General features: G+C 36.3%; 23 protein-coding genes. All 23 read left to right on the forward strand.

Annotated features, from left to right (window positions below):
* The first annotated feature begins 2 nt into the window (after positions 1–2).
* A complete protein-coding gene (locus PHC29_04550; protein ID MDD5108762.1) occupies positions 3–881 on the forward strand; it encodes a glycosyltransferase family 2 protein in 879 nt (292 codons plus the stop codon).
* Positions 878–2,305: a radical SAM protein gene (locus PHC29_04555; GenBank protein MDD5108763.1), complete on the forward strand. Its 1,428-nt coding sequence runs from the start codon at positions 878–880 to the stop codon at positions 2,303–2,305. The genes PHC29_04550 and PHC29_04555 overlap by 4 nt, the downstream gene beginning before the upstream one ends.
* Positions 2,306–2,395: 90 nt before the next feature.
* A complete protein-coding gene (locus PHC29_04560; protein MDD5108764.1) occupies positions 2,396–3,364 on the forward strand; it encodes a DegT/DnrJ/EryC1/StrS family aminotransferase in 969 nt (322 codons plus the stop codon).
* Positions 3,365–3,385: 21 nt separating this feature from the next.
* Positions 3,386–4,330 (forward strand): NAD-dependent epimerase/dehydratase family protein, encoded by a 945-nt coding sequence (locus PHC29_04565; GenBank protein MDD5108765.1) that lies wholly within the window; start codon positions 3,386–3,388, stop codon positions 4,328–4,330.
* Between the two features lie 9 nt (positions 4,331–4,339).
* Positions 4,340–5,014 (forward strand): PIG-L family deacetylase, encoded by a 675-nt coding sequence (locus tag PHC29_04570; protein ID MDD5108766.1) that lies wholly within the window; start codon positions 4,340–4,342, stop codon positions 5,012–5,014.
* Entirely contained in the window at positions 5,005–5,634 is a 630-nt protein-coding gene (locus PHC29_04575; protein ID MDD5108767.1) for an acylneuraminate cytidylyltransferase family protein, read from the forward strand. The genes PHC29_04570 and PHC29_04575 overlap by 10 nt, the downstream gene beginning before the upstream one ends.
* Positions 5,624–6,685, forward strand: a complete 1,062-nt coding sequence (locus PHC29_04580; protein ID MDD5108768.1) for a radical SAM protein — start codon at positions 5,624–5,626, stop codon at positions 6,683–6,685. Before PHC29_04575 ends, PHC29_04580 begins: the two co-directional genes overlap by 11 nt.
* Positions 6,686–6,688: 3 nt before the next feature.
* Complete coding sequence (locus PHC29_04585) at positions 6,689–7,405, forward strand: WbqC family protein (protein ID MDD5108769.1); 717 nt, start codon at positions 6,689–6,691, stop codon at positions 7,403–7,405.
* A complete protein-coding gene (locus tag PHC29_04590) occupies positions 7,405–8,292 on the forward strand; it encodes an N-acetylneuraminate synthase family protein (protein MDD5108770.1) in 888 nt (295 codons plus the stop codon). Before PHC29_04585 ends, PHC29_04590 begins: the two co-directional genes overlap by 1 nt.
* Positions 8,293–8,335: 43 nt before the next feature.
* Positions 8,336–9,307 (forward strand): glycosyltransferase, encoded by a 972-nt coding sequence (locus tag PHC29_04595; GenBank protein ID MDD5108771.1) that lies wholly within the window; start codon positions 8,336–8,338, stop codon positions 9,305–9,307.
* A 58-nt stretch (positions 9,308–9,365) separates the two neighbouring features.
* Positions 9,366–10,307: a methyltransferase domain-containing protein gene (locus tag PHC29_04600; GenBank protein ID MDD5108772.1), complete on the forward strand. Its 942-nt coding sequence runs from the start codon at positions 9,366–9,368 to the stop codon at positions 10,305–10,307.
* Positions 10,289–11,833: an MATE family efflux transporter gene (locus PHC29_04605; protein ID MDD5108773.1), complete on the forward strand. Its 1,545-nt coding sequence runs from the start codon at positions 10,289–10,291 to the stop codon at positions 11,831–11,833. The genes PHC29_04600 and PHC29_04605 overlap by 19 nt, the downstream gene beginning before the upstream one ends.
* 18 nt (positions 11,834–11,851) lie before the next feature.
* A complete protein-coding gene (locus PHC29_04610; GenBank protein MDD5108774.1) occupies positions 11,852–13,618 on the forward strand; it encodes an LIC12162 family protein in 1,767 nt (588 codons plus the stop codon).
* A 9-nt stretch (positions 13,619–13,627) separates the two neighbouring features.
* Positions 13,628–15,133 (forward strand): radical SAM protein, encoded by a 1,506-nt coding sequence (locus PHC29_04615; GenBank protein ID MDD5108775.1) that lies wholly within the window; start codon positions 13,628–13,630, stop codon positions 15,131–15,133.
* 31 nt (positions 15,134–15,164) lie between these two features.
* Positions 15,165–15,950 carry an aldolase/citrate lyase family protein gene (locus PHC29_04620; GenBank protein MDD5108776.1) on the forward strand — a complete coding sequence of 262 codons (786 nt, stop codon included), beginning with the start codon at positions 15,165–15,167 and terminating at the stop codon, positions 15,948–15,950.
* Positions 15,951–17,708, forward strand: a complete 1,758-nt coding sequence (locus PHC29_04625) for an aldolase catalytic domain-containing protein (protein MDD5108777.1) — start codon at positions 15,951–15,953, stop codon at positions 17,706–17,708.
* Positions 17,686–18,729 carry an LdpA C-terminal domain-containing domain gene (locus tag PHC29_04630; protein ID MDD5108778.1) on the forward strand — a complete coding sequence of 348 codons (1,044 nt, stop codon included), beginning with the start codon at positions 17,686–17,688 and terminating at the stop codon, positions 18,727–18,729. Before PHC29_04625 ends, PHC29_04630 begins: the two co-directional genes overlap by 23 nt.
* Entirely contained in the window at positions 18,722–19,477 is a 756-nt protein-coding gene (locus tag PHC29_04635) for an HAD family hydrolase (GenBank protein MDD5108779.1), read from the forward strand. The genes PHC29_04630 and PHC29_04635 overlap by 8 nt, the downstream gene beginning before the upstream one ends.
* A 17-nt stretch (positions 19,478–19,494) precedes the next feature.
* Complete coding sequence (gene kdsB / locus PHC29_04640) at positions 19,495–20,235, forward strand: 3-deoxy-manno-octulosonate cytidylyltransferase (protein MDD5108780.1); 741 nt, start codon at positions 19,495–19,497, stop codon at positions 20,233–20,235.
* A 21-nt stretch (positions 20,236–20,256) separates the two neighbouring features.
* Positions 20,257–22,122: a hypothetical protein gene (locus tag PHC29_04645; GenBank protein ID MDD5108781.1), complete on the forward strand. Its 1,866-nt coding sequence runs from the start codon at positions 20,257–20,259 to the stop codon at positions 22,120–22,122.
* A gap of 69 nt (positions 22,123–22,191) precedes the next feature.
* Complete coding sequence (locus tag PHC29_04650; protein MDD5108782.1) at positions 22,192–23,646, forward strand: radical SAM protein; 1,455 nt, start codon at positions 22,192–22,194, stop codon at positions 23,644–23,646.
* 67 nt (positions 23,647–23,713) lie between these two features.
* Positions 23,714–25,213, forward strand: coding sequence for a radical SAM protein (locus PHC29_04655; GenBank protein ID MDD5108783.1), 1,500 nt, complete (start codon positions 23,714–23,716; stop codon positions 25,211–25,213).
* Positions 25,210–26,337, forward strand: a complete 1,128-nt coding sequence (locus PHC29_04660) for a DegT/DnrJ/EryC1/StrS family aminotransferase (protein ID MDD5108784.1) — start codon at positions 25,210–25,212, stop codon at positions 26,335–26,337. Before PHC29_04655 ends, PHC29_04660 begins: the two co-directional genes overlap by 4 nt.
* Positions 26,338–26,360 lie beyond the last annotated feature (23 nt).

A 26,360-nucleotide genomic window follows, 5' to 3' on the forward strand; every position in this document is an offset into this window, starting at 1 on the left:
AAATGATTAGCGTTATCGTTCCGGTGTATAACGAAGAGAAAGCAATAATAAAGACTCTAAATGAACTCCAGGTGGTTTTAGAAGATGAATTTAAGGATTACGAGATCATTGTTGTTAATGACGGTTCAACCGATACAACTTCCGATAGGATTAGGGAATGTGGAATAAAAGATTTGGTTTTGATTAATCATATCGAAAATCTCGGATACGGTAAATCATTGCTCGACGGGATTTTGATTGCCCGGAATAATTGTATTGGAATCATTGATGGTGATAATTCCTACAACCCAAAAGATATAAAAAAATTATACAGCTATTTTGGCCAATATGATATGGTTGTAGGTGCGCGCCAAGGAAAAGAATACAGCCGCGGAGTATTGAAGCGACCTGCAAGATTGTTTTTTAAAATGCTGGCCGAATATGCTTCAGGAAGGAAAATACCTGACGTGAATTCGGGTCTACGCCTATTTAAAAAAGAGATTGTTTTAGATTTTCAGGGTTCATTGTGTACAGGTTTTTCTTTTACTACGACTCTGACTCTTATTTTTCTGCTCAATCATTATTTCGTTAAATACGTTTCTATCGAATACGTAAAACGTGCAGGAAAAAGTAAAGTTAATCATATTCGCGATACTCTTTTTGTCGGACAGATTATTGTCGAAGCGATTCTTTACTATGATCCTCTCAAACTTTTTTTTCTTTTGGCTTCATGCAATGCCACTTTCGGACTACTCTTGGGTTTATTTAATTTTTTGATTTTTAAGACCTTCTTTTTTTCGTTGTTAGCAGTTATCTGTATCGCAAGTTTCATACCGGTTTTCTCCCTTGGGTTGATTGCAGATCAGCTTAAAAAGGTCTACAATCTAAATAAAAAAACATGAAAATATTGGCTATAATTATACCGCACAGCGATAGACATAGTGGTGATTATTCAATGCTTAACTTTCCTATAGGCATGGCGTATGTGATTGCTTCGGTGCGGGAGAAGATTAAGGGGGCCAGTATAGTTGTCTCTGATTTTAGCGTTGACCACATAGTCTCAGAAGAGTCGATCAAAGATAGGTTACGAAGCGTAAGCATTGATTTTAAGCCCGATTACGTTATATATGGTTCAATGATTACGAGGTTTTCGTATATAAAGTCTCTCAGTCGGATTATAAAAGAGATTTTTCCTTCAGCAAAGCAGGTTTTAGGAGGATCTGCGGCTGGCAGCGGATATAAATTTTTCTTAGACGATGGCATAATAGACTTTTTGGTTGCAGGAGAAGGTGAAGAAGCAATGGTGGATATTTTGTCTGATAACTGGCAGAATAATCCTTCTATCATTGGCCCGGGCGGTAGAATTGTTCCGGAGAAAAGGGCTATAAAAGATATAAACTCCCTACCAATGCCATCGTATAAAGATTTCAATGTGAAAGCTTATATAGATAATAACTTTCTGAATACTGGATGGCGGTATATGCCCATTATTACTAGCCGCGGTTGTCCTTTTGCGTGTAATTTTTGTTACCCAAACTTCGGTAATGTCGTACGTTTACGTTCGGAGGATATGGTAATTGACGAGATAAAATATCTGAATAAGAATTATGGCATAGAGGCGGTATACTTTTGGGATGAGATTCAGTTTCTTAATAAAGAGTGGGTAGAAAGTTTTTGCCGTAAGCTTCTGGATAAGAAAATAAATATAAAATGGGTATGCGCAGGCCGCGCGTCACTGTTGCAGAAAAATGATCTGTCTCTTTTGCGACTGGCAAAGAAGGCCGGTTGCCTTAGAATATCTATAGGTATTGAATCTGGTAATCAGGGTATTCTTGATATGATGAACAAGAATACGAAAGTTAAACAGATAGAGGATTCTATAAGGATTATAAGAGCGGCCGGTATAAAAGCTACAGGGACAATTCTTGCCGGGTACCTTGGGGAGACTCGTGAAACACTTCATGATACGATTAAGTTCGCCAATAGGAATCTATTGAAGACAGCGTTCTGTTGTCTTATACCTTTGCCCGGATCTAAAATATATGACTATTGCATTTCTAAAAATCTGATAAAAGATGAGTACGCGTATCTTAAAAAAGTATCCTTAGAAGGTGGCGATGCATCGCATATTGTTTTTAATCTTACCAAGATGGATGATCAGGCATATATTCGTGAGATCGGTATAGCAAATGAGAAAGTCGGTAGGATTAGGCTGAAAAGCATATTTGATTATTATGGATTAGGCATGGGCTTGATAAAATACTTTGATAATTTACGCAGGGCTATCCTCATGAGAGTGCAAGGTAGGAGATTTGAGACCATGTGATGTGTTGAGTTGAGAATAAGATCTTATGATGAAGTAACTATAATTGCGATAGTTTAATCAGTGTAATATTAGAAAAAACGGAGGGGAAGGGTGAAATTTACCATAGGTTTTGAAAAAGATGATGCAAAGATATTACACAAATATTGGGACGAGATTATAGAAACGCAGAAATGGTCAGAAGGAAAATTTACTTCCTTATTTGAAGAAAAGTGGTCAAGAAGCAATGGTTTATCAGCTGTTTCTTTCTCAAGTTGGGGAGGAGCTGCATTGGCTGCGCTTGAATTCTTTGATTTAAAAGGTAAAACAGTTTTGTGTCCGTCTAATACCTTTATGGCAACGCCACTTAGCGTTATTAAAGCTGGTGGAAATGTTGAATTTGTAGATTGCAATAAGGATGATTTATGTATATCTCTGGATGATCTTAAGGAGAAAGTAGGGAAATATAGGCCGGCAGCTGTTTGGATTGTTCATATCGGTGGTCATATAGCGTTTCAGATTGAAGCGATAGCTAAGTATTGTAAAGAAAAGAGAATTATTTTATTAGAAGATTGTGCACATGCGCACGGCGCAGAATGGAATGGTAAAAAGCCTGGACAATGGGGTGACGCTGGCGTTTATTCATTTTATGCGACAAAGACAATTTCAACCGGAGAAGGCGGAATGCTGGTTACTGATAATAGCGGTTTGATAGAATTTGCAAAAAAATACAGGAATTACGGTAAATTCGAATATAAGGTGGAGGGTTTGAATTACAGAATGAATGAATTTATCGCTGCTATTGGATGCGTACAGGCCGATAGGCTTAAAGATATAGTGGCATGGAAGAATACCTATGCAAAAAAACATCTTGATCCAAAATTCTCAAAAAGGCTTGTTTTTCCGGATGGAATGATTTCGGGTTATTATAAATACATAATTTTTGAGCAAGTAGAAAAATCAACAGGTAAGGTTTATGACATGCCTTGCCATCGTATCATGGGCAAAGATTATGAGCTTCCCAATACGGAATGGGTTACAAAGAATCATTGGTGCGTACCCATTTATTATAAGGGCGAATAATATTAAATAGGAGGGATAGTTATGAAAGTTTTAGTGACAGGTGGTTCCGGTTTTATTGGTTCACATGTGGTAGATAAACTAAGAGATAAAGGTGTAGAGGTAAGGGTTTATGATGGTATTATGCCTTCTTTTCGTAAGGATATTGAGTTTTACCAGGGGAGTATCCTTGATAAAACTTCTCTTGGTTTTGCTCTTAACGGAGTGGATGCGATATTTCATTTGGCTGCGGTTGCAGACGTAAAGGATGTTTATAACAATCCGTATGACTCAGAGGCAATTAATGTTCGCGGCACGATTAATGTATTGGAAGCCGCGCGTAATACTAATGTTAGAAGGATTGTTTATGGAAGTACTACTTGGGTTTATAGTGAAGCTTCTTCTAATAATGTTGATGAATCAACCCCGCTTCATGCGCCTACACACCTTTATACTGCTACAAAGTTAACCGGAGAATATTACTGCCAATCTTACAGTAAGCTTTATGGTATGGAAGTAACCATTCTCCGTTATGGCATTCCATATGGCCCTCGTGCAAGAGACGGTGCGGTCATCCCGATTTTTGTAAGGAAGGCTATTAATGGAGAGCCACTTACTATTGCAGGTGATGGCTCACAATTTAGGAAATTTATATATGTTGAAGATTTAGCTGAAGGTAATGTTTTGGGCCTAAAAAATATTGCCAAGAATAAAATCTACAATTTAGACGGTAAGGAAAAGGTTACGATTAAACAGATAGCTGAGACTATTAAAAAGATTCTAGGCAATGTAAAGATTGAATATACTCCTGCTAGGCCGGGAGATTTTTCCGGTAAAGAGGTCTCTAGTGAATTGGCGGCAGAAGAGTTAAGCTGGGAACCAAAAATTAGCTTTGAAGAAGGGGTAGGTAGATATATAAAATGGTATAAAGAGCGAGATGAGAAACGTAAAGCTGATTGGGATCAAATTGACGGAATATTGAAAAAATAAGAGGACAAAATGGCAAAGCATAAAGTCTTAATTATCGCTGCCCACATGGATGATGAAGTACTTGGGTGTGGTGGAATAATCTGTAAGCATAAAGCTGCAGGGGATAAGGTTACTGTAATTTTTGTTGCCCATCGGATTTACAATCATTGTTTTAATAAAGAAGAGAATGGGGTTGAGGAAAAGCATGCTTTAAAAGCAAAGAAAGCGTTAGGATATGATAACGTGGTATTTTTAGGTTTAAATGATGAAAGGCTTGATGCCTGCCTGCAGGATCTTATTATACCCATGGAAAAGCATGTTAAAGCCATAAAACCTGATATTGTTTATTTACCCTTTAGACAGGATAATAATCAGGATCATCGTGCTGTTTTTGATGCTGCCAGAGTTGCCCTAAGACCTGCTGTAACTCCTTTTATAAAAGAAATTAATATGTATGAAGTTTCTTCTTCTACGGAGCAATCCCCTCCGTTAATTGAAACTGCATTCTTGCCCAATTTTTATGTAAATATTAGCCATTTTATCAACAAGAAGATAAAAGGGTTGGCATGTTATGAAACAGAAAGCAGATTGTATCCTCATCCTAGGTCAGAAAAAGCTCTCAAAGCTTTGGCTCAGAAAAGAGGTACGGAAATCGGCTATGATTATGCTGAAGCTTTTGTTAGTATAAGGAGGAAATGGGAATGATACTGGGGATAACTCCTGCTCGTGGTGGTAGCAAAGGCATTCCAAGAAAAAATATAAAAATGATTGCCGATAAACCTTTACTTGCCTGGACGATTGAGGCAGCGAAAAAATCAAAACTTATAGATAAATATGTTGTGTCAACAGAAGATAAAGAAATAGCCGAAGTAGCTCAAAGGTTCGGGGCAGAGGTTCTTTTACGTCCTGTTGAACTTGCTACAGATGAAGCTTCAACTGAAAGCGTTTTAAAACACGCCGTGGATTCTCTTAAATGCGATACCTTAGTTCTTTTACAGGCAACATCCCCAATAAGAAAATCCGGATTAATTGATGAATGTGTTAAGGAGTTTATTGATGGCGGTTACGACTCTTTAGCTACAGGTTTTATGTGTAAATATAAGGAATATGGTAAAAATCATTTACGCAGGCAGGATATTGAAGGATTTTTTTACGATGATGGCAACGTTTATGTGATGAAGTCTGATTTCGTAAAAAGTGGCGACCGTTATGGTAAAAAAATCGCAAGGAAGTTTATTAGCCGTTTTGAGAATGTAGAAATTGATGATGAGTTTGATTTTTGGCTAGCGGAGAAAATATTACAAGAGCAAAAGAATGAGGATTAATAAAGACCAGATCTGTATTTCCGAACGGAAAGATTTAAAGTTTAATTATCTCCGCGGCCGCGGGCATTTGGTTGCTTACCTGTTGAATCGTTGGCAGTGGTATAATCTTCCCCGATTTCATCATGTTTCTAAATTTCCTATTCATCTGGACATAGAGACATCGGCTTTATGTAATATGCAGTGCCCGATGTGTTTTACTACTACTGGTGATTTTAGGCAGAAGGTAGACAAAGGATTCATGGATTTTTCGTTATTTAAGAAAATTATCGATGAGGCGGTTAGTTATAAGATATATTCCATACGCCTAAGCCACCGTGGTGAGCCGTTTATTAATCCGCAGATAGTTGATTTTATCTCTTATGCTAAAAGAGCCGGAGTAAAAGAGGTATCATCTTTGAGTAATATTCTAGCCTTGACTCCTGAACTTTTCGAAAAATCAATGAAGGCTGGGCTCGATTGGTTGACCATTTCTTTTGACGGCTTAAAAGAAAATTATGAAAAAATAAGAAAGCCGGCTGTTTTTGAAGAGTCGGTGCAGAAGATAAAAGAATATAAGCGTATAAAAGAGGCTGCCAAATCAAGTAAACCGGTTATAAAAATACAATCAGTTTGGCCGGCAATTAAGGACTGCGCGGATGAATACATAGACTTATTTGATCCATATGTCGATGCCATTACTTCTAACCCTCTTATTGATTATTTGCATAATGATGAACTTGAAAAAATAGAGTATTGGGAGAATTTTGATTGCCCGGTACCTTATCAAAGGTTAACTATTCTTTTTGATGGTTTGGTTCCGTATTGTCATAACGATGAATTCAATACATTTATTATTGGTGATATAAAGCTGGATAAGGTTTACAATATTTGGAACGGACTTCATATGACAAAAGTACGCCAAAGCCACAGAGAACATAAGGGAGTAGAATTATTAAGTGCCTGTAAACGTTGTTTTTTACCTCGGAAGGTCGAACCTATTGTGGAAAATTTTGGTGGTAAGAAGGTTATTGTTGAGAAATATACAAAACGGATTGAAGAGATTGGTAAATAACAGATGATTGTTACTATTCATCAGCCGGAACATCTGCCTTGGCTGGGGTTTTTTCACAAGCTCAATATGGCTGAAACTTACGTTGTCCTTGATAACGTTCAGTATCGCCGCAGGTATTTTCAGAACAGAAATAAAATTCGCACCAAAAATGGCTGGAAATGGATAGGTATTTCACTTATAAAGGAGGCAAGGGATAATTTACTGATAAAAGATGTAAAGATTTTTAAGGAAGATATTGAGTGGAGGTCAGATAACCTTAAGACAGTTCATCAGAGTTATTCTAAAGCTAAATATTTTGATTTTTTTTGGCCTGAATTTCAGAAAATTTACTCTTCAGATTATGATCATCTAATTGATTTAAATATTGCTTTCATAAAGCTTATCTTAAAGAAACTGGGGATAGTAAGGGAAGTTATACTTGCTTCTCAATTGAATGTAGATGGAGAAAAAGGGGATTTGATATTTAATATCACTAAAACATTGAACGCCAAAACTTATGTTTCAGGAATTTCCGGTAAGGATTATCTCGATATGAAAAAGTTCAGTGAAAATGGAATAAAAGTTATAATTCAGGAGTTTCACCATCCAGTTTATTCTCAGTTACTTACTCCTTTTTTACCATGCATGTCGGTGATTGATCTTTTATTTAATTATGGTCCTGGGAGTCTGGATATTATCAATGGCATCGGTGTCCCAATTTTGGAGGAAGTTTTTTTATAATGAAAAAAGCTACGTATGAGACTTTAATCATCGCGGAGATAGGGGAATGTTTTAATGGTGATTTTACTATAGCCAAGGAATTGATGCGGGAGGCGAAAAAATCCGGCTGTGATATAGTTAAATTTCAGACTCTTGATTATGAAAATATTTCCTTAAGCGACCCGGAAAAAGAATGGTTTTTAAAGATTGCATTAAACCCAGAAAAAATAAGAAAGCTGATTGCTTATGCAAGAAAAATAAGGATTCGCATACTTTTTAGCCCGGAAAATATAAAGACCTGTCAGTGGCTTCTGGACGCAGGCTTAGAAGACGTAAAGATTGCAAGTAGCTCGATAACTGACGTAGAGTTAATTAGTTTTGTAAATAAGAATTTCAGATGCGTCTTTATTTCAACGGGAATGGCTTCTTTGAAAGAAGTAAGAGAAATTGTGCATAATCTGAAGAATGTCTATGAGTTATATATAATGCATTGCGTCTCTGAATATCCAACCGGTCCGCTGCTTAAGAGGAGAGGATTATGTGCGCTTGCTCCGGAGGATGTCCATTTAAATATGATGAAGATTCTAATGCAGATATTCCCTCATTACAAGATAGGATATTCCGATCATACTGCCGGAATATTTGCTCCTTTAGTGGCTGTTGCCGCTGGAGCTGAGGTTATAGAAAAACATATTACCTTAGATAGAAAAGTTCCACTTCGTAATTATAATACTGGCAAAGAATACCTCGGTACGGATCATGTATTGTCGCTTGAACCATTCGAGCTCAAGGAGATGGTTTGTAAAATTCGCGAAATAGAACACATGCTAGGTAAGTGGAAGTGGGAACGTTCTGAGGGCGAAAAATTGTTAAGAGGATTCTTACGGAAAAGGTTTTCGGGTGTATAAGGCGAGAATTGTTATAAAAACTAAAGGAAGTCATTCTCAGGGCATGGGGGATCTTATTTCTTCTCTTGATTTGGGGAGAGAATTAAGAAAGCTGAACAAAAACATATTTTTCTTGGTAAATAAAGATAAGATAGCCTCAAATTTTATTCGGAATAATGGTTTTCCGGTAAAAGAAATCGATAGTTTGAGCGATCTTGGGTTATTTTTAAAGGAAAAGTTTTTCGATATTTCTATTTTGAACCAGCTTAATACAGAGAGCAGAGAAGTAATTCTGTTTAAGAAGCATTCAAGGAGATTGGTAACGATTGAAGATGTTGGAAAATCTAGCCTATTAGCTGATCTGAGGTTCAATATTCTTTATCCTCAGCCTAAGGCCATAACAGAATTGAGTTTCTTGCCTTTATCTAAAGTTTTTCAAGAAAAACATACTTTACTTAAACAGATAAAGAAAAAAGCTAAGAACATCCTTGTTTTGCAGGGGGGCAGTGATACCTATGGTTTTACACCTAAAATTATTAAATCACTAAATTCGGTTGATCCGCAAATAAAAATTAATGTTGTACTTGGACCATATTTTTCTCATTTTAAAGAATTAGATATCGTTCTACGTAATTCTTCTAGGGAGTTCGATATTATTTCTAATTGCAGTGATTTATCTTTTCTTATGACGGAAGCTGACATTGCTATTAGTGCTGCAGGCAATACTCTTTTTGAATTAGCCTGTCTTGGCGTGCCGACTATGGTAGTTTGTGCAGAAAAATTTGAGGAGATTACGGCAAAGATATTAGAAGAGAAAGGTTTTTGTATTAATTTAGGCTATGGTTCTGATATAAAGGAAAAAGATATTTTTGCCACTTTGGATAGATTAACAGCTAATTATAAGTTACGTTTTTCCATGAGCAAGAGAGGGAAGGAATTGATAGATGGAGCAGGTATCAAGCGTATTGTAAATCGTATTGAAAAATTGATTGATAGTATTGACAATAATGAGAAGAGAGGGAAACAAAATGCTTAGTAATTCTAAACTTCGAAGTCTCATCAAGAATTTTTCTGAACTATATTGGCTCAAGCCCATGGATATTATTTGGGATGCTGTTACTGCTTACCATGTACAAGGATGGGTAAAAAAGAGCGATGTTTTAATGGATTTGGGTTGTGGTGATGGATATTTTAGTGCTTTGATGTTTGGTGCAAAAATACCATTAACCCATGATAGGTTTCTTAACGTGGTTGCTTCTAATCAAAAAATAAAAACCAACCAATCTGGTGATATATACAGAAATCAACAGCAGCTTTTAAAATTTGAAAAGGCACCATGGAGAAGAGTAGATTTCGGTTTGGAACTAAAACCCCATCATATAAGAGTTGCCGATTCGCTAGGTATTTATAAAAAAATTATCAAAGGGATTTTTGAAGAAACAAGTTTGAATGAGAGAAGCATAGATAAAGTATATTCTATCTTTGCTTTTTATTGGGGCAGAAATCTGGATAGGCAAATTAACGAAATATATCGTATCTTGAGAGAAGATGGTGAATTTATAGTTACCTTGCCTAGCGAGCATCTTTCTGGTATGCATATATGTAAAAGGTTGGCAGATGAAGAGAAGAGTAAAAAAGTAAGGTTATATCTTGAAAATCTTGATGGGGGCAGGAAGGATTTAACGACCCGTCACTCTAGAAGTGAAAAAGGATGGAAGGATTGGTTTGAGTATCATAACTTTAAAGTTTTAAATATGATACCAGTCGTTAATAAGGTTATGTTTTTACATCAAGATATTTCACAGAGAGTATTCTTGCCGATTTTGTTTAAAATGTCCAATTCGGAAGATTTTAAGAGATTACGTTCTATAGTCAAAAAATATGTTTGTGAAAAGCTATATCCGGATCTGTTAAGCGAGCTGTTAAAATTTGAGTCGGATCATGAGGTGGAACACGCGTATTATCTTTTTAGAGTTAAAAAGATAGCAAAAAATAGCGCTGCTAAATTTAACAGAGAATGTCAAAAGCCAGATTAATAGGAAAAAACATAAGTTTTATCGTATTGAGTAGGGCCGTCTTTATGCTGATATCATTTATGCTCTTTCCTTTCATAGTGGCGCATGTTGGAAAAGAGGTATACGGTGTTTACTTAATTGTTATAAGTGTTACTGGCTACTTCGGTGTGATTGATTTTGGCATGATGTCAGCGCTCATGAAATATGTATCCGAATATCATGGTAAAGGCGACTTTAAGGGTATTAACCGGATTATTAATGCGTCGTTTTCGTTCTATGTCGTTGCTGGCGTTGTTATTTCAGTATTATTATTTTTGAGTTCAAAGTATTTTACTTATTTTTTCAAGATTGATCCCGCAAATATTCAGGTTATGAGGAATCTGTTTATTGTAGCATCGGTATCCTCTTTATTCATATGGCCGATGAGTACCTTTCGCGGGGCTATTCAAGGATTAAATATGTGGGGAACCGATGTAGTGGTTAGTATTTCTAGCCAGATCTTGCTGGCGTTAGCTACTTTTTTCATGCTTAGTAAAGGATATGGCATCGTTCGACTTTTTATCGCTATGCAGGTGCTGACTGTTATTGGTAATTTTGTTCTTTATTGCATGGTGCGCAAGCGTATTGGTTTACGGATACTTTTTCCATATACGGAGATACGCACGTTCAAATTTATATTTAATTTCAGTTTTTTTATGTTCCTTAGTTCATTAATAATGATATTTATTTCTCAAGTACATAATATCATTATTGGTTATTTTATCTCTATGTCCGCAGTGTCTATATATGCCGTTGCTTATAACTTACAAAATTATTTTCGTGTTATAAATTCAACGATAGGTGGGCCTTCTTGGATAGTTACCTCAGAAATGGAAGGCGCATATGATTATGAGCGCCAAAAGCAGATTTTACTCAAAGGCACGAAGTTTATGTCCGCCGTATTTTTGCCTATTATAATAATTGTTTTTGTCTTTATTGAGCCGTTCATTTATTTTTGGATGGGCCCGGCCTTTGGCGATAGTATTATTCCTGCGAGGATAATCATAGTATGTTGGCTTTTTAACGGTACTTCCGAACTGGCTACTGGGTTACTTTCCGCTAAAGGTATTGTGCGTCAGCCACTCATGATTCTGTTGGTTGCTGCGGTTGTGAATCTGTTGGTTAGTATTACTTTTATTAAGGCGTTAGGCATAATTGCTGTAGCTTTGGGGATGGCTATTTCAATTATTTTTATAGCTTTCCCCTTGTTTTTACGATTGGCGTTAACTACCTTAAAGATATCTTTTGCAGAATATTTTAATAGAAGTATAAAAGTAAATTTATTACTATATCTGTTTGTGGTTGTATTGTCCACGGTAGTCTTGTTTTGTTTCCATCCAATTAATTTTGCTTTTACTCTTTTTGAAATGTCATTGGTATATATTATTTCGTTAATTTTTTATTATTTTTGGCTACTAAAGCCTATTGAAAGGGAAGATATAAAAAAAGTTATTGGTTTTGATGCGCTTTATCGGCAAATTACCCTAGTAAAAGGGATATTTGGATAAATTTTGTAGGAGTCTGAAATGGGTTCGGGTCGACAATTTTTAGCTACAACGGGAATTTCTGAATTTTGGAATACCGATGAAGCAATTCTTCTTCTAGGGCCATGGTGTCTTATGGGGGAGAAAAGCAGGAAATTGATTGATACCAAGACTTATCCTATTGTTCCTTCTCCGTGGAAGCCTGCCAAAAAGGTAAAGAATGCGGCAGATTTGTGCCATGATATTTATGAAAACGTGCTACCTGAATTGTCTGAACAATTAAATTTAGTCCATGACGTCGGTTATTCGGAGAAATATTGGAGAGTGCTTATTGGGCCATGGCTGACTCAGTTTATAGAGGTGCTTTATGAGAGATGTGTCAGAGTAGATAATGCATTTGCGCTTTTTCCGGATACCTATACTTACATTTTGCCCGGGTCTCTTTCTAAGTCATTGTCTTTAGAAACATATGATTCTATTTCTGCTCAGTGCGTGGAAGATGATTTTTATAATTTAAAATTATTTAGTCAGATAATACGCAATCTTTATCCTGAAAAGGCCGTAGAAAAGAATATTACTATATCTATTTCCGATAGGAGGAGCATTCAAAATACTAAATTTATTAAAAAGGCTTTTTATGGCATAAAAAAAATAAGAAACATATTCAAGCATCCATCTATAATTTTAAGTGATATGTATCATTTTGATTTTATGCAGATATTATCTTTAGAATCAAGATTGTATTTGAATCCAGTTATCTTTGAGAATTTTGATAATGCGATTAATGTGGTGAGTTCTAGCGGATATTCGGAAGAAAAAAGAAAGAAAATAAGATTTGAAAAAGTATCTGGTAAATTTCCTAGTTTATTGCGACAATTATTGCCTATTGCAATACCAAAGTCTTATATCGAGAATTTTAATGAATATAAAAAAGGAGTAAAGCCTAAAAATATAAAAGCTATTGGTTCGGCAGTGGGTTGGTATCATAACGAAAATTTTAAATTTTTTGCTGCAGAAGCTGCTTTGACAGATGCGAAGCTTTTAAGTTTTCAGCAGGGAGGTGGTTATGGTATGGCCCTGACTTGCCCTGTTGTAAATACCGGAGTGGAGAATAGTATATTTTATGCTTGGGGATGTAATTCAAGGATTAATAAAACCAGAACATTACCGAGCCCGCACCTTTCCAAATTAGTAGATAGTCATTTCACCCTATCTGATAAAATCATATTTGTTGGAACAAGCGTGCCTAAGTATCAATATAGATTTAATTCTACTCTATTTCCTGATGACATGACGAAATATTTTGAAGATAAGCGGATTTTTTTAAAATCTTTACCAGAACGTCTTAAGGATAGGATTTTTTATCGTCCGTACCATTATGAATATGGTTGGGGAGAAAAGGAATTTATTAAGAATATTTTACCTAATGTTATTTTTTTGTCGAAAGGTAATTTGACTAAATATATGCAGCAGGCAAAATTAGTCGTAATCGATCATCCGCATACTTCTTTTTTGGAAGCACTTACCATTAATGTTCCTTCTGTTTTTTATTGGGATCACAAGGTCCACCTAATGCTACCCGAAGCGGAGGAATATTTTGATTTGTTGAGGATTGTGGGAATTTTGTATCAAGATCCTGTTAGCGCCGCGAAAAAAGTAAATGAAATCATTGATAATCCCATGGATTGGTGGTTAAAAAAAGAAGTTCAAAACGCAAGATCAAGATTCTGTGAATATTTTGCTTGTGCACGAGAAAACTGGCTAGATACATGGACCTGCGAACTTAACAATATAGTAACACAGGGATGAAGAATATTTATGGCAGAATTTAACGTGTTATTTATTTATCCCAATCTGCGTGGTATGAATATGCTGCCACCTGCTATCGCTATTTTTTCACGGATCTTAAAGGATAATGATTTTAATGTGGCATTATTTGATACTACTTATTATCGGGTAGGAGAGTTTGATTCTGATAAGGAGAAGGAAAAAAATCTCCAGGTGCGGCCGTTTGATATGTCCGGACAGGTTACCCTTAAGACTACAGACCCGCTTGATGACCTTGACCAACTTGTGCGTTCATGTCAACCTGATTTAATCGCATTGTCTGCGACAGAGGATATTTTCCCGGGAGGATTAAAGCTGCTAAAACATATAGATAAGTATAATATCCTTACGATTACCGGTGGAGTCTATCCTACTTTTGCTCCTGAGAAAGTAATTAGTCATAAAGAGGTTGATATTGTCTGTATTGGTGAGGGGGAAGAGGCTCTCTTAGAATTGTGTACACGATTACGCCAGGGTGTGGATTTTTCTAATATTCATAATTTGTGGGTAAAAAATAAAGATGGGGAAATTATCCGTAATCCTTTAAAGTATCTTCAAGATATCAATAACGAACAATTACCGGATTTTACGTTGTTTGAAGAAGCCCGTTTCTATAGGCCTATGGCGGGTAAGGTATACCGCATGTTTCCCGTTGAAACACATAGAGGCTGTCCTTATCAATGCACCTATTGTAATGCTCCGGTTCAGAGAAAATTATATTCCGACGCCGGAGTTGGCAACTTTCTGCGCAAGAAAAAAATAGGCTTAGTGAAAAAAGAGCTTGAGTTTTACCGTGATAAATGGAAGGCTGAGTATTTTTATTTCTGGGCAGAGACATTTCTTACCTATACGGATTCGGAGTTTGATGAATTTATTAAGATGTATAAGGATATCGAGATTCCGTTTTGGTGCCAAACTAGGCCGGAGACAGTCAGCGAATACAGGATCAGTAAACTCAAGAATGTTGGTCTCCACAGGATTTCTATCGGTATTGAACATGGTAATGAAGAGTTTAGAAGGAAATATATTAAAAGAAATATTACCAATGATGCTATTGTGGAAGCGATCAATATTATTGCTGAGTGTAGCTTGCCTGCCGGCATCAGTGTTAATAATATTGTCGGTTTTCCGGATGAAACGCCTGAATTGGCAATGGATACTATTGAACTTAATCGTAGAATCGCGGATAAGGTTGATACGATGAATTGTTATGCGTTTGTTCCGTATCACGGCACCGGACTTCATGCATTATCAGTTAAGCGTGGCTTTATCAATGACGATACGCCTACCTCATGCCTTACCGGTGAGCCTGTGTTGGATATGCCACAGTTTCCTAAAGAGCGGGTTAAAGGTATTATACGTACCTTTTCTCTGTACGTAAAATTTGACAAATCGAGGTGGCCGGAAATTAAAATGGCGCAAAGTTATACTCCTGAGGGAAATAGGATATTCGAGGGATTACGCAACGAATATGTTAAGAAATATTTTTTTAAATGATTTAGTTTTTAATTGATTAAGGAGGCCTAATATGAAAAAAACATCTTTGAAAGACAGGCTAAAAAGCGGTGAAATACTTTTAGGGTCCTGGAATATAATTCCTTCTGCGGCTTTAGTTGAAATCATCGGCTATAGCGGATTAGACTTTATCGTTATTGATTCCGAACACGGCTCTGTTAATATTGAATCCGCTGAGAATCTAATCCGAGCTGCTGAGATCACAGGAATGCCGTCAATATTACGTGTTCCCTGTAACGAGCCTAATTTTATATTGCGGGCACTTGATATTGGTGCTTGCGGTATACAAATACCGCATGTTTCTACAGAAGCTCAAGCTCGGTTAGCCGTGGAATCCGCAAAATACCATCCGAAAGGTAAGAGGGGGTTTTCTCCTTTTACCCGGGCAGCCCGTTATGGTTTAGACGCCCAAGGCTATACTAACAGGTCTAATGATAAGACTACTATTGTCCTGAATATAGAAGGTATTGATGGAGTAAGAAACTTGAAAAAAATTGTAAAGGTTGTGGATATTGATGTTATTTTTATTGGGCCTTATGATTTATCCCAGTCTTTAGGCAAGCCCGGGCAGATTGAAGATAAGGAAATCATAAAATACATTCGACAGAGCGTAAAAACCGCAGAGGCCCAAGGCTTAGCTTGTGGCTCTTTTGCGCCAGATATGAAGTATTTAGAGATCCTGCTTGATTGCGGCGTTCGCTATTTGACATATATGGTTGATTCAGATTTAATTTTAAATAGTTATAAAACTATGCATGAGTCTATTCAACGTAAGATTACTCAAAAAATGAGCCGATAGATGAATATTGCCAAGACTTCAAATTTTCAAATATTAGACTGTACTATTAGAGACGGGGGATACCTTAATAGTTGGAAATTTGAAAAAAAATTGGTTAGGGAATTGTATCGCGCCTTATCAAAATCAGGAGTTGATTATATTGAGATAGGTTATCGGGGCTCGACAAAACATTTCAATAGCGATGATTATGGGATATGGAGATTTAGCCCTGAAGAGACGATCCGTGAAGTTGTTTCTAATATTGATGGCGCAAAATTAGCTTTAATGGTTGATTACGGCAAAATTGAGCCAGAGGATTTTTGTGATGCTGGTGATAGCATGGTTGAGCTTGTCCGTTTAGCGGCGAATAAGGACTGTTTTAAAGAAGCCATTGCATTGTTAGAACAGATCAAAGTAAAGGGTTATAAGGTATCGTTAAATCTAATGAATTATAACAACTTTTTAGAAAATGAACGTAATGAACTTATTACAATGCTTAAAGGTACTGGTATCGATTATATTTATGTCGTTGATAGCTATGGTTCATTATTTCCGCATCAGATTGGTTCAATCGTAGAGCCTTTATTGAGTATTCCGAAAATTAAAGTTGGTTTTCATCCGCATAATAGTTTGCAGATGGCTTTTGCCAATTCTCTGGAAGCGGTGCGTTGCGGTGTTCATATACTTGATTCCACTGTTTATGGTATGGGCAGGGCTGCCGGCAATCTACCGACGGAGATCATGATTGCTTTTCTTGAAAAAGAGAAGAAAGACAGGTACAATTCCATACCTTTGCTTAATATTATTGATAGGTATTTTGTTAACCTGTTTAATGAAAACAAATGGGGATATCAATTGCCCTATATGTTATCCGGAATGTTCCAGTGTCATCCTAATTATGCCAAAACTTTAGTGGAAACTCACGAATATACTATTGAGGATATTTGGAAGGCTATGGAATATATTCATCTTAAAAAGCCTGTGGGGTTTTCAAAGAAAATTTTAGATGATCTTATGAGTGAGGGGATCATGCGCGGCCCTGATAATCAAAATACAAGAAGTGCGCCGAAGAAGACAGGAAGTAATTCTCGCACAGACAGGTATACTCAAGTTGAAATTTCGTATATTAATCGTCATAAAGATCGCGACTTTCTTATTCTTGCCAATGGCCCCTCTCTTAATGAATATAAAGATAAGATAAATACATTTATAGAAAAGTATGACCCTGTTGTTCTTGGCGCAAATTATATGGGAGGGCTTTTTAAACTTCATTACCATGCATTTACTAATAAACGTAGATTTGATTCTTATATTGATACCGTTGATCCGGATTCAAAATTATTAATTGGCCGTTCAATATCAGAGGAGTTGATTCGGGAATATACCGATAGAGTTTATGAACGGCTGTCTTATATTGATGCGCTTGATCCCCACTTTGATATTCAAGATGGCCTTATTACTACAAATTGTCGTACCGTTGCCATTTTACTTTTGGCTCTGGCGATAGTTATGGGAGCCCGGAGAATATTTGCCGTAGGTATGGATGGTTATATTCAGAATCAAACAAGTGAAAATATGCATTTTTACAAAGAAAAGGACGAAAAAGAGGACCGGGGGATGATTCTTGAGATGCATCGTTGGTGCCAGTATTTTCTTGAACAAATTGACGCTTACTTGATTGCCAGAGGAAAAGAGGGTATACATATTCTTACTCCTACTAATTACCGAGCATTTTATAAGGGCCTGGAGAATTATATTGGGAAAACGAAAGATAAATAATTCTGATATGAATAGAGCAAGATATAACAGGCTAAAGAAAATTCTACAACAAAGAAAGTTATTTAAGTTAGTTTGTGGAGCAGGTAACGAAGATCCTGAGGAGGTAAAGCGGCTAGCGTTTATATTTACTCTTGCCGGTTCGACCATGCTTGATTTATCGGCGAATGCCGATATTGTTGATGCTGCAGCAGAAGGCATACGTAAAGCTTATGAAATTGCACCGTTATTAGGTAGAGATATAAGAGTAAAACCATATTTAAATGTAAGTATTGGCCTTAAAGGTGATCCGCATGTTCGCAAGGCCCAGATTAATTTAGATAACTGCAGTAAATGCGGCCTATGCATAACAGTATGCCAGCAGAAAGCAATAAGTGATGATTGCAAGGTGGTGAAATATCGATGTATTGGTTGCGGGCATTGTGAAACGATTTGTCCGAAGGCAGCAATACAATATATAAGCAAAAGATTGGATTTTAATAAGATACTTCCTTTATGTATTCAGAGGGGAGTTGAAACCTTAGAGTTGCATGCTGCCATAGATGATGATAAGGCATTTTTAGCGGATTGGAAAATCATTAATAATTTAATTCAAGGTAATTTTATCAGTTTATGTATCGATCGATCTCTTTTATCGGATGAGCATCTTATTGATAGAATCAAGATGGCATATGTATTAACAGGGGAACGCCTGATAATTCAAGCTGATGGTATTCCGATGAGCGGCAGTGAAAATGATGATTATAATAATACGCTGCAAGCTATTGCTTGTGCTGATATAGTTGGAAAAAGCAAGATACCGGTTAAGATTGTTTTGTCAGGGGGAACAAACCGTAAAACCGGATTATTGGCTAAACAATGTGCTGTGGGCGTTCATGGAGTGGCAATTGGCAGCTTTGCCAGGAAAATTGTGAAAGAGTTTATATCTCAGGATAAATTTTACGATAATAAATCATTAATAAAGAAAGCGGTATCAGTTGCGGATGAATTGATACGTGTTAATTTAGAGGCGATAGGTGATTAATTTAAAGGTTAACGATAGAATAATAGAAAAAGTGAGGCTGGTGATTTTTGACAAGGATGGAACTCTTATGAATCTTTACCATTATTGGTCAAATATGGTTGATTATAGGGTTGAATTTGCTAGAAAAAGACTCGGGTTTAATTTAAAACAAAAATCAGAGATTATGTTTTTGATGGGGGTTGATTTTGCGAACGAACGGTTAAGAAATGATGGTCCGGTTGGGATTAAGAAGCGGGAAATTGTTATGGCGGCAATGGAGAAAGCTCTCTTAGCTATAGGTTTTGTTGATACTCATGATCTTTGTTTGAAAGCCTTTAAAGAAGCTGATGAAATAAGCTTGCAACATTTGAATGAAATAATAAGGCCGGTAAATGGCATGAAGGAACTTATTAATTTCTTGAGTAAATGCGGATGTAGCATTGCATTGGCCACTACTGATAAGACCCAGCGTGCGAAATTAGCACTTGATGTGCTAGGGATATCCGATAAAGTTGATATTGTTGTTGGCGAGGATATGGTTAAGAATTACAAGCCGCACCCTGATATGATCAATTTTATTCTGGATAAGCTTTCAGTGGATAAGGTCAATGCCGTAATGGTAGGGGATGCAATTACGGATATCGAGATGGGAAATAACGCTAAGCTTAAAGCTTCGATAGCTGTTTTGAGTGGAATAGCTTCAAAAGAAGAGTTTGTTGGAAAGACAGAATATATTATTTCGGATATATCTCAAATAACCGTAGTTTAATTATTAGGGAAATTACTATGAAAATAATAGGGATAATACCAGCTAGGATGAAGTCATCGCGGTTTCCGGGAAAGCCGCTCGTGGATATTTTAGGCATGCCGATGGTGATTCATGTGCTTAAAAGAGCTCAGTTAAGTAAAAAATTAGCAGAGGTTTTTGTCGCTACTGATTCCCGGGAGATATTTGATTGCGTATCAAGTTATGGTGGTAAAGCAGTTATGACATATGCTGTGCATCAGACTGGTACAGACAGGATAGCGGAAGCTTCTGATAAATTAACATGTGATATAGTTGTAAATATTCAAGGAGATGAGCCTTTGGTTAAGCCGAAGGATATTGATAAGTTAGTTGAGTCTATGGTGGTTGAGCCGGCAGTCAATTTTGCGACCTTGGTATGCAAAACACCGCAATTTGGTGAAATAACAGAATGCAAGGTAGTAATGGATCGTAATAAAGATATTATGTATATGTCCCGTTCGGATATACCATCAAGTACCAGGTTACAAGTTTCATATTTATATAAGCTTTATTGTGTAGTAGCTTTCCGTAAGAAGTGGCTAAAGAAATTTTCTTCTTGGCCGCAAACAAAGCTAGAGAAAATTGAATATATCGAGTATTTACGTATTCTTGAAAATGGCTATAACTTTAGAGGTGTTGTAACCGATGAGTATACTACTTCCGTCGACACTCCAGAAGATTTAAAGGTTATTCTTAAAATTATGAAAAAGGATACCATTAAGTTTAAGTACCTAAAATAATACCTGCCGGAAAAGATTATCATGAGAAAAGAAGAAGTTATAATTTCCACTCCTTACGTTAATTTAAGAAAAATTAAAGTTTTGCTGAAGGGGCGGCAAGGTAAAAGGTGGGTGTATTTTGGAAGTAATTTTAAGGTATTAACTTATATTGAGCAACAATTAGCCGACAACTTTGCCTGTATTGATATAATAGAAATTCACAAAAGCATAGCGGATAGCATAAAAGCTGAGTATGTGTCGTGGGTAGATGAACTTAATAGAAAATATGGTAACGAGCTAGACTGGTGGTTAGGAGCGGTGTTTTCAAGAAATAATTATACAAGTGACTTATTTCAGTTTACATGTTACTTAGAAATATTAAAACGATTATTACTTAGAGATGGTGTTTTGCCTGATTTAGTATTTGTTGAATCAGCAGGGTTTGCTAAAGATTTAGGAAATTGGGCTAAGAAAAATGGCATTAGTGTCATAATTAAACATAAATCATTTAGTATTGTTTCTGTTGCAAGTTTATTTAAGCCGTTACTAGATTGGTTGAGATTTATTATAATTTCTACTATCCGTAATTTTGCTGCTTTTATTACCAGAGGTATTTCTAAAAAAGATGAATGTTTCTTTAAAAATTCTACGCTTATCCATACATTTATTTTCAAAAATTCTTTAACCAAAGATGGTATTCTAACTGATCGTACTTTGCCTTTCCTCCATGATTATGCTTTTCGTCATGGTTTGAATATTGTTATTCATCCGATTCTTTATGGTTTTAATTGTTCATATCTCGCTGTTTATAGAAAAATGCGCAGCAGCAGGACTCCTTTTATAATCAAAGAAGATTTTCTGCGATTCACGGATTATTTGCTGGCTTTTACATATCCGTTCAGATCCTTGAGAAAGAAAATAGAATTTAAAGATTTTAGATCCTGCAGTTTTTTTAATAGTATACAAGAGATGAGATCGAAAGAATGTTTTTCACCCGCGATGGAAGCAGTATTGGCATATCAATTGTTCTTAAGGTTAAGCAAAACCGCCTTTGACCCGTGCTATTTTGTGCTTTGGTTTGAAAACCAGGTTATTGATAAAGCGCTTATAGCTGGGATCAGGAAATTTTTTCCTAAAGTAAGAATATCCGGTGCTCAAATGTTTTTACACCCACCAAATTTATTAAGTGTTTTTCCTTGTCAATCTGAGATAGAAGCTGGAACTGCTCCGGATTCAATAGTTGAAACGAGTCAATATCAATGCAAAAGGGCAAGCATTTTTACCAGCTCTATTTCTTGCAGAGTAGGTGGAGCATTAAGGTATGATCATATATTTAGACAGGTTAGGGATTTTCAGCTAGTGCGGAATAAAGAAAAGATTATTTTTGTCGCCCTTCCTTTTCATATACCGAATGTAATAGAAATACTTTTTATGTTAAAAGGCTCGCTAACTTACATAAAACACAATGTGGTTATATTGATAAAAACTCATCCTGATTATGATGAAAAAACAATTAAAAAATTATTTGTTGGATCAGGGTGGCCGAAAGTCTTTCAGATATATAAGGCAAGTGTGGCCGAAGGGTTAAAAAATGCATCCTTAATGATATCCGCTAACTCAAGTGTTATGATAGAAGCTATTTCATATGGCATTCCCTCAATTTATATCGGGAGCAGAATAATGATTAACCAGAACATTTTAAAAGATATTGATACGCCTATTTCGCGTGAGTGCTACTCTTCAGAAGAATTAGCGCAAGCGGTAAATGCTTATATTGACGTTTTGCCTTTTAAGAGTGAAGAATTTAAGAAAATCGGGGAGAAAATACGAGATTTATATTTCACTCCCGTATCTGATGATACTTTGGCATCATTTTTTGAATTAACGGAAAAAAATAAAACACTATAGAGTATTGTTATTTGGTAATACCCAAATTAAAAATTAAGGAACGTTTAATTAAAAGAAAACAGCTACTGAATGAAAATAAATAAAATTCTTCTTATTAATCCTCCTTATTATATTGCGAAGAGTCAAATGAATTATTGGCCTTCATTTCCATTGGGCATGGGATATATTGCTGCTTATTTGGAGAAAAAAGGTTATTCGGTACAGATTATAGATGCTTTTGGAGAAGGTTATAACAATAAAGTTGCCCATGGAGAAAACCATTTTTGTGTCGGCCTTTCATATAGCGAGATTATTTCTAAAATATCTGATTATGCACCGGATATCATCGGTATCTCGAATCTTTTTTCAGCACAGCACTACTCGATGCACTCCATGGCTAAGGTCATAAAATGTCATGATAACACTATCCCCGTTGTAGTTGGCGGGCCGCATGTTTCAGCAGTGCCAGAATTGGTTATGATGGATTCAAATATAGATTATGGAATTCTTGGCGAGGGGGAGTATGTATTTTTTGAGTTAATAAGCGCATTAAACAACGCTAGGGATTTAAAGGAAGTTGCAGGGATTGCATATCGTGATAATGGCGCGATTAGGTTGAACAGGCCACAGGAGTTCATTGAAAAATTGGATCAAATACCATATCCGGCGTGGCATTTGTTTAAAATGGATAAGTACTTATATCAGAAAATGTCACATGGCGGTTCAGTAAAAAGACATCCTTTTATGACCATGCTTACCTCCAGAGGATGCCCTTATAATTGTTTTTTCTGTAGCGTTCGTGACACCTGGGGAAGGAACTTGAGAACTCGGTCTCTTGATAATGTAATTGGAGAAATTACCCTACTGCGAGAAAAATTCGGGGTGAAAGAATTGATTATTGTTGATGATAATTTTAATTTCGACACTGACAGATTACACGGAATCCTTGATTACTTAATTAAAAAAAGAATGGATTTGACATTTGAAATCCCAAACGGTCTGTTTATTAAAAAACTGGACGAGGCTATTTTAGCTAAGATGAAGGCAGCTGGTGTTAAGCGCATATTTTTCCCGATTGAATCTGGTAACGAGCATGTGAGAAATAATATTATTAAAAAACCGCTGGATATTGAAGCTGTTAAAGAACTTGTGGCGTATTGTCGTAAGATTAACCTTGAGTCTTGCGCGTATTTTATAGTAGGTCTCCCAGAAGAAACAAGGAAGCAGATTGAAGATACCTTTCAATTGGCGCGAAAGTTAAAAATAATGTGTTATTTTTCTGTGGCTACCCCATTCCCAGGTTCCGCGCTTTATAATTATGTAAAAGAAAAGGGACTATTGAGATCATATGAGATTGAGCAGTGTTCTGATGAGTACAATATTCTCGGTTCCGATTGGAGCGCTGATGAATTGAGGAAAATGGTATTTTATGAATCGCTAAAGATTAATTATAAAGCTAAGTTATTGACCTGTTTGAAAGAGCCTTTTAGTATTCCGGGAAGAGCTTGTAAGTATCTAAATAAGAATATTTTTTATAAAACCTAAATTTATTCCAGAACTATTTATTTTCAAGCTTATTATGAGGGACTGATCACATTATCAATAAATTATCATGAAAAAGATAAAAAAAGTTTTATTATTTATTCCACCAGCCATAACCTTTAAAGATAGGATAGACATAAATCCTCTGCCGCCATTAGGGTTGGGATATTTGGGAGCAATTCTTGAAGAAAATGGCATTGGAGTAAAAATAGTTGATTGTTTGATTGAGGGTTGGGATAACCGAATTAAAGTAACAGATGACTTAATACGGATTGGCCTTTCGTTTGAAGATATTGAAAAGATCATCCGGCATTATTCTCCGGATATAGTAGGGGTTAATAATTTATTTACGAAACAACGTGAAAATGCGCATAAAATCTATTCAATCGCTAAAAAAGTTAACAGGGATATTATAACGGTTGCTGGAGGAGCGCATCCTACGGTGATGCCAGAGTTGGTTCTTGCTGATAAGAATGTTGATTATGTGGTTATAGGAGAGGGAGATTGGACTATAATTGAGCTTGTACATTTGATTGAAGGAGAAGCTGATATTCTTGCTCTCGATGGGGTTGGTTATAGAGAAAACGGAGAAATTAAAATTATACCCAAAACCAGGTTTATTGAAAATTTAGATATTTTGCCTTTTCCAGCTTGGCATCTTTTAAACATGGAAAAGTATTTTGGATTAGAAGCTTCTCATGGTAACCGTAGGAGAAAACGATTCTCGCCTATTATAACGTCGCGTGGTTGTCCGGCGCAATGCACATTTTGTTCTGCTTATGCGGTTTGGGGCAGGGGTTTTCGCTACCGGTCAGCGGAAAATGTCATTCAGGAGCTTAAACGACTAAAACAAACATATGGTATCGAAGAGATAATGTTTGAAGATGATAACTTAACTTTAAATCCGAAGCGTGCAGAGGAGATATTTGATTTAATGATCAGTGAACATTTGAATATGGAATGGGATACTCCTAATGGCATTGCCGCATGGACACTTAATGAAAATCTTCTTGATAAGATGAAAGCAAGCGGCTGTCGTGGTTTAAATTTTGCTCTCGAATCCGGGAATCAGTATGTTTTAGACACAATTATTAAAAAGCCATTAAATCTTGGAAAGGTCAAGCCGCTCGTACGATATGCTAAAAGAATAGGTTTGGATGTTGGTATATTTTTAGTTGTTGGTATGCCCGGTGAAACCGAAGAACAGATATGGGATAGTTTTCGGATGGCAGCAGAACTGGGCATTTATACGCCTCATATTTCAATCGCAACACCATATCCTGGTTCAGAGCTGTATGACTTGTGTAAAGAAAGGCAATTATTTCGTCCAGATTTTTCTCTAGATGATCTTTATATCAGGAGCTTTTCAATATCAACAGATGGATTAGGTACCCAAAAGCTCAAAAAAATACTTGCGGACGGTCAGCAGTTTCTATTAATATCTTTTTTGAAAAATAAACCCTTCGTCTTTTTTAAGGTTTGTATGGTAAAATTATTAAGAAATCCGGGAGTTTTTATAAAAAAGATATTAAATTTTATCCGGTTAAAGGATTGGGCTAAATTGAGATGAAAAAAAATATCAGGCTTTCAAAATCAGTGGTTGGTTTGTTAGAGAAAAAGGCATTAAGTAAAGTAATTGATGATTCTTATCTTGGGATGGGAAGTTTTGTCAGGGATTTTGAAAAGTCTATCGAAAAATATATCGGCGCAGGTAAAGCTATTTGTGTTAACTCCGGAACTGCCGCGTTACACCTTGCCCTGATGAGTATTGGCCTTGTTCCTGGTGATGAAGTTTTGGTACAATCGCTTACTTTTGTGGCTTGTTTTCAGGCAATAAGCGCTGTAGGAGCTGTCCCTGTAGCTTGTGAAGTTATACCGGAAACCTGTATGATAGATTTGAAAGACGCCAAAAAGCGAATTACTAAAAGAACTAAAGCAATTATGCCAGTTCATTATGCCAGCAGAACCGGTAATCTTGAAGAAGTCTATAGATTTGCAAAAGAACATGGGCTCAGGGTTATAGAAGATGCTGCGCATGCTTTTGGGACAGTATATAAAGGTAAAAAGGTCGGTTCATTTGGCGATGTAATTTGTTTTAGTTTTGATGGTATTAAGAATATCACTTGTGGTGAAGGAGGGGCAGTTGTAACTAAAGATGCAAAAGTAGCTGAATTTGTGATGGATGCCAGGCTTTTAGGCGTGCATAAAGATACCGAAGCCAGGTATCAAGGCAAAAGAAGCTGGGAGTTTGACGTATTCCATCAGGGGTTCCGTTATCATATGAGTAATTTATTTGCAGCTATCGGATTGAGCCAGCTTAAAAGGTTTGAGAAGGAATTTAAACCTTCTCGGCAGAAGTTAGCTAAGAAATACCATAATGAATTGGGTTTGATTACTGATATCGAGTTATTTCCGAATGATTATGATGAAATTGTGCCGCATATATTTCCGATAAAGGTTATAAATGGCAAGAGGGATAGCTTAAGACAGTATTTAATTGATAATAACATAGAATGCGCGGCACATTATTATCCCAATCATTTACTTAGCTACTATGGCAAACAAAAGGTGAGGTTACCAGTAACAGAGAAAATTTACAGTGAATTGCTTAGCCTACCGTTACATCCAGATATTACCGACAAGGATCAAAAGTATATAATAGAAAAGATAAAGAGTTTTTTTACTAAAAAATGACTTGTTCGCTTGGTTATTAATCG

The organism is Candidatus Omnitrophota bacterium (assembly GCA_028712255.1).
Lineage (GTDB): Bacteria > Omnitrophota > Gorgyraeia > Gygaellales > Profunditerraquicolaceae > UBA6249.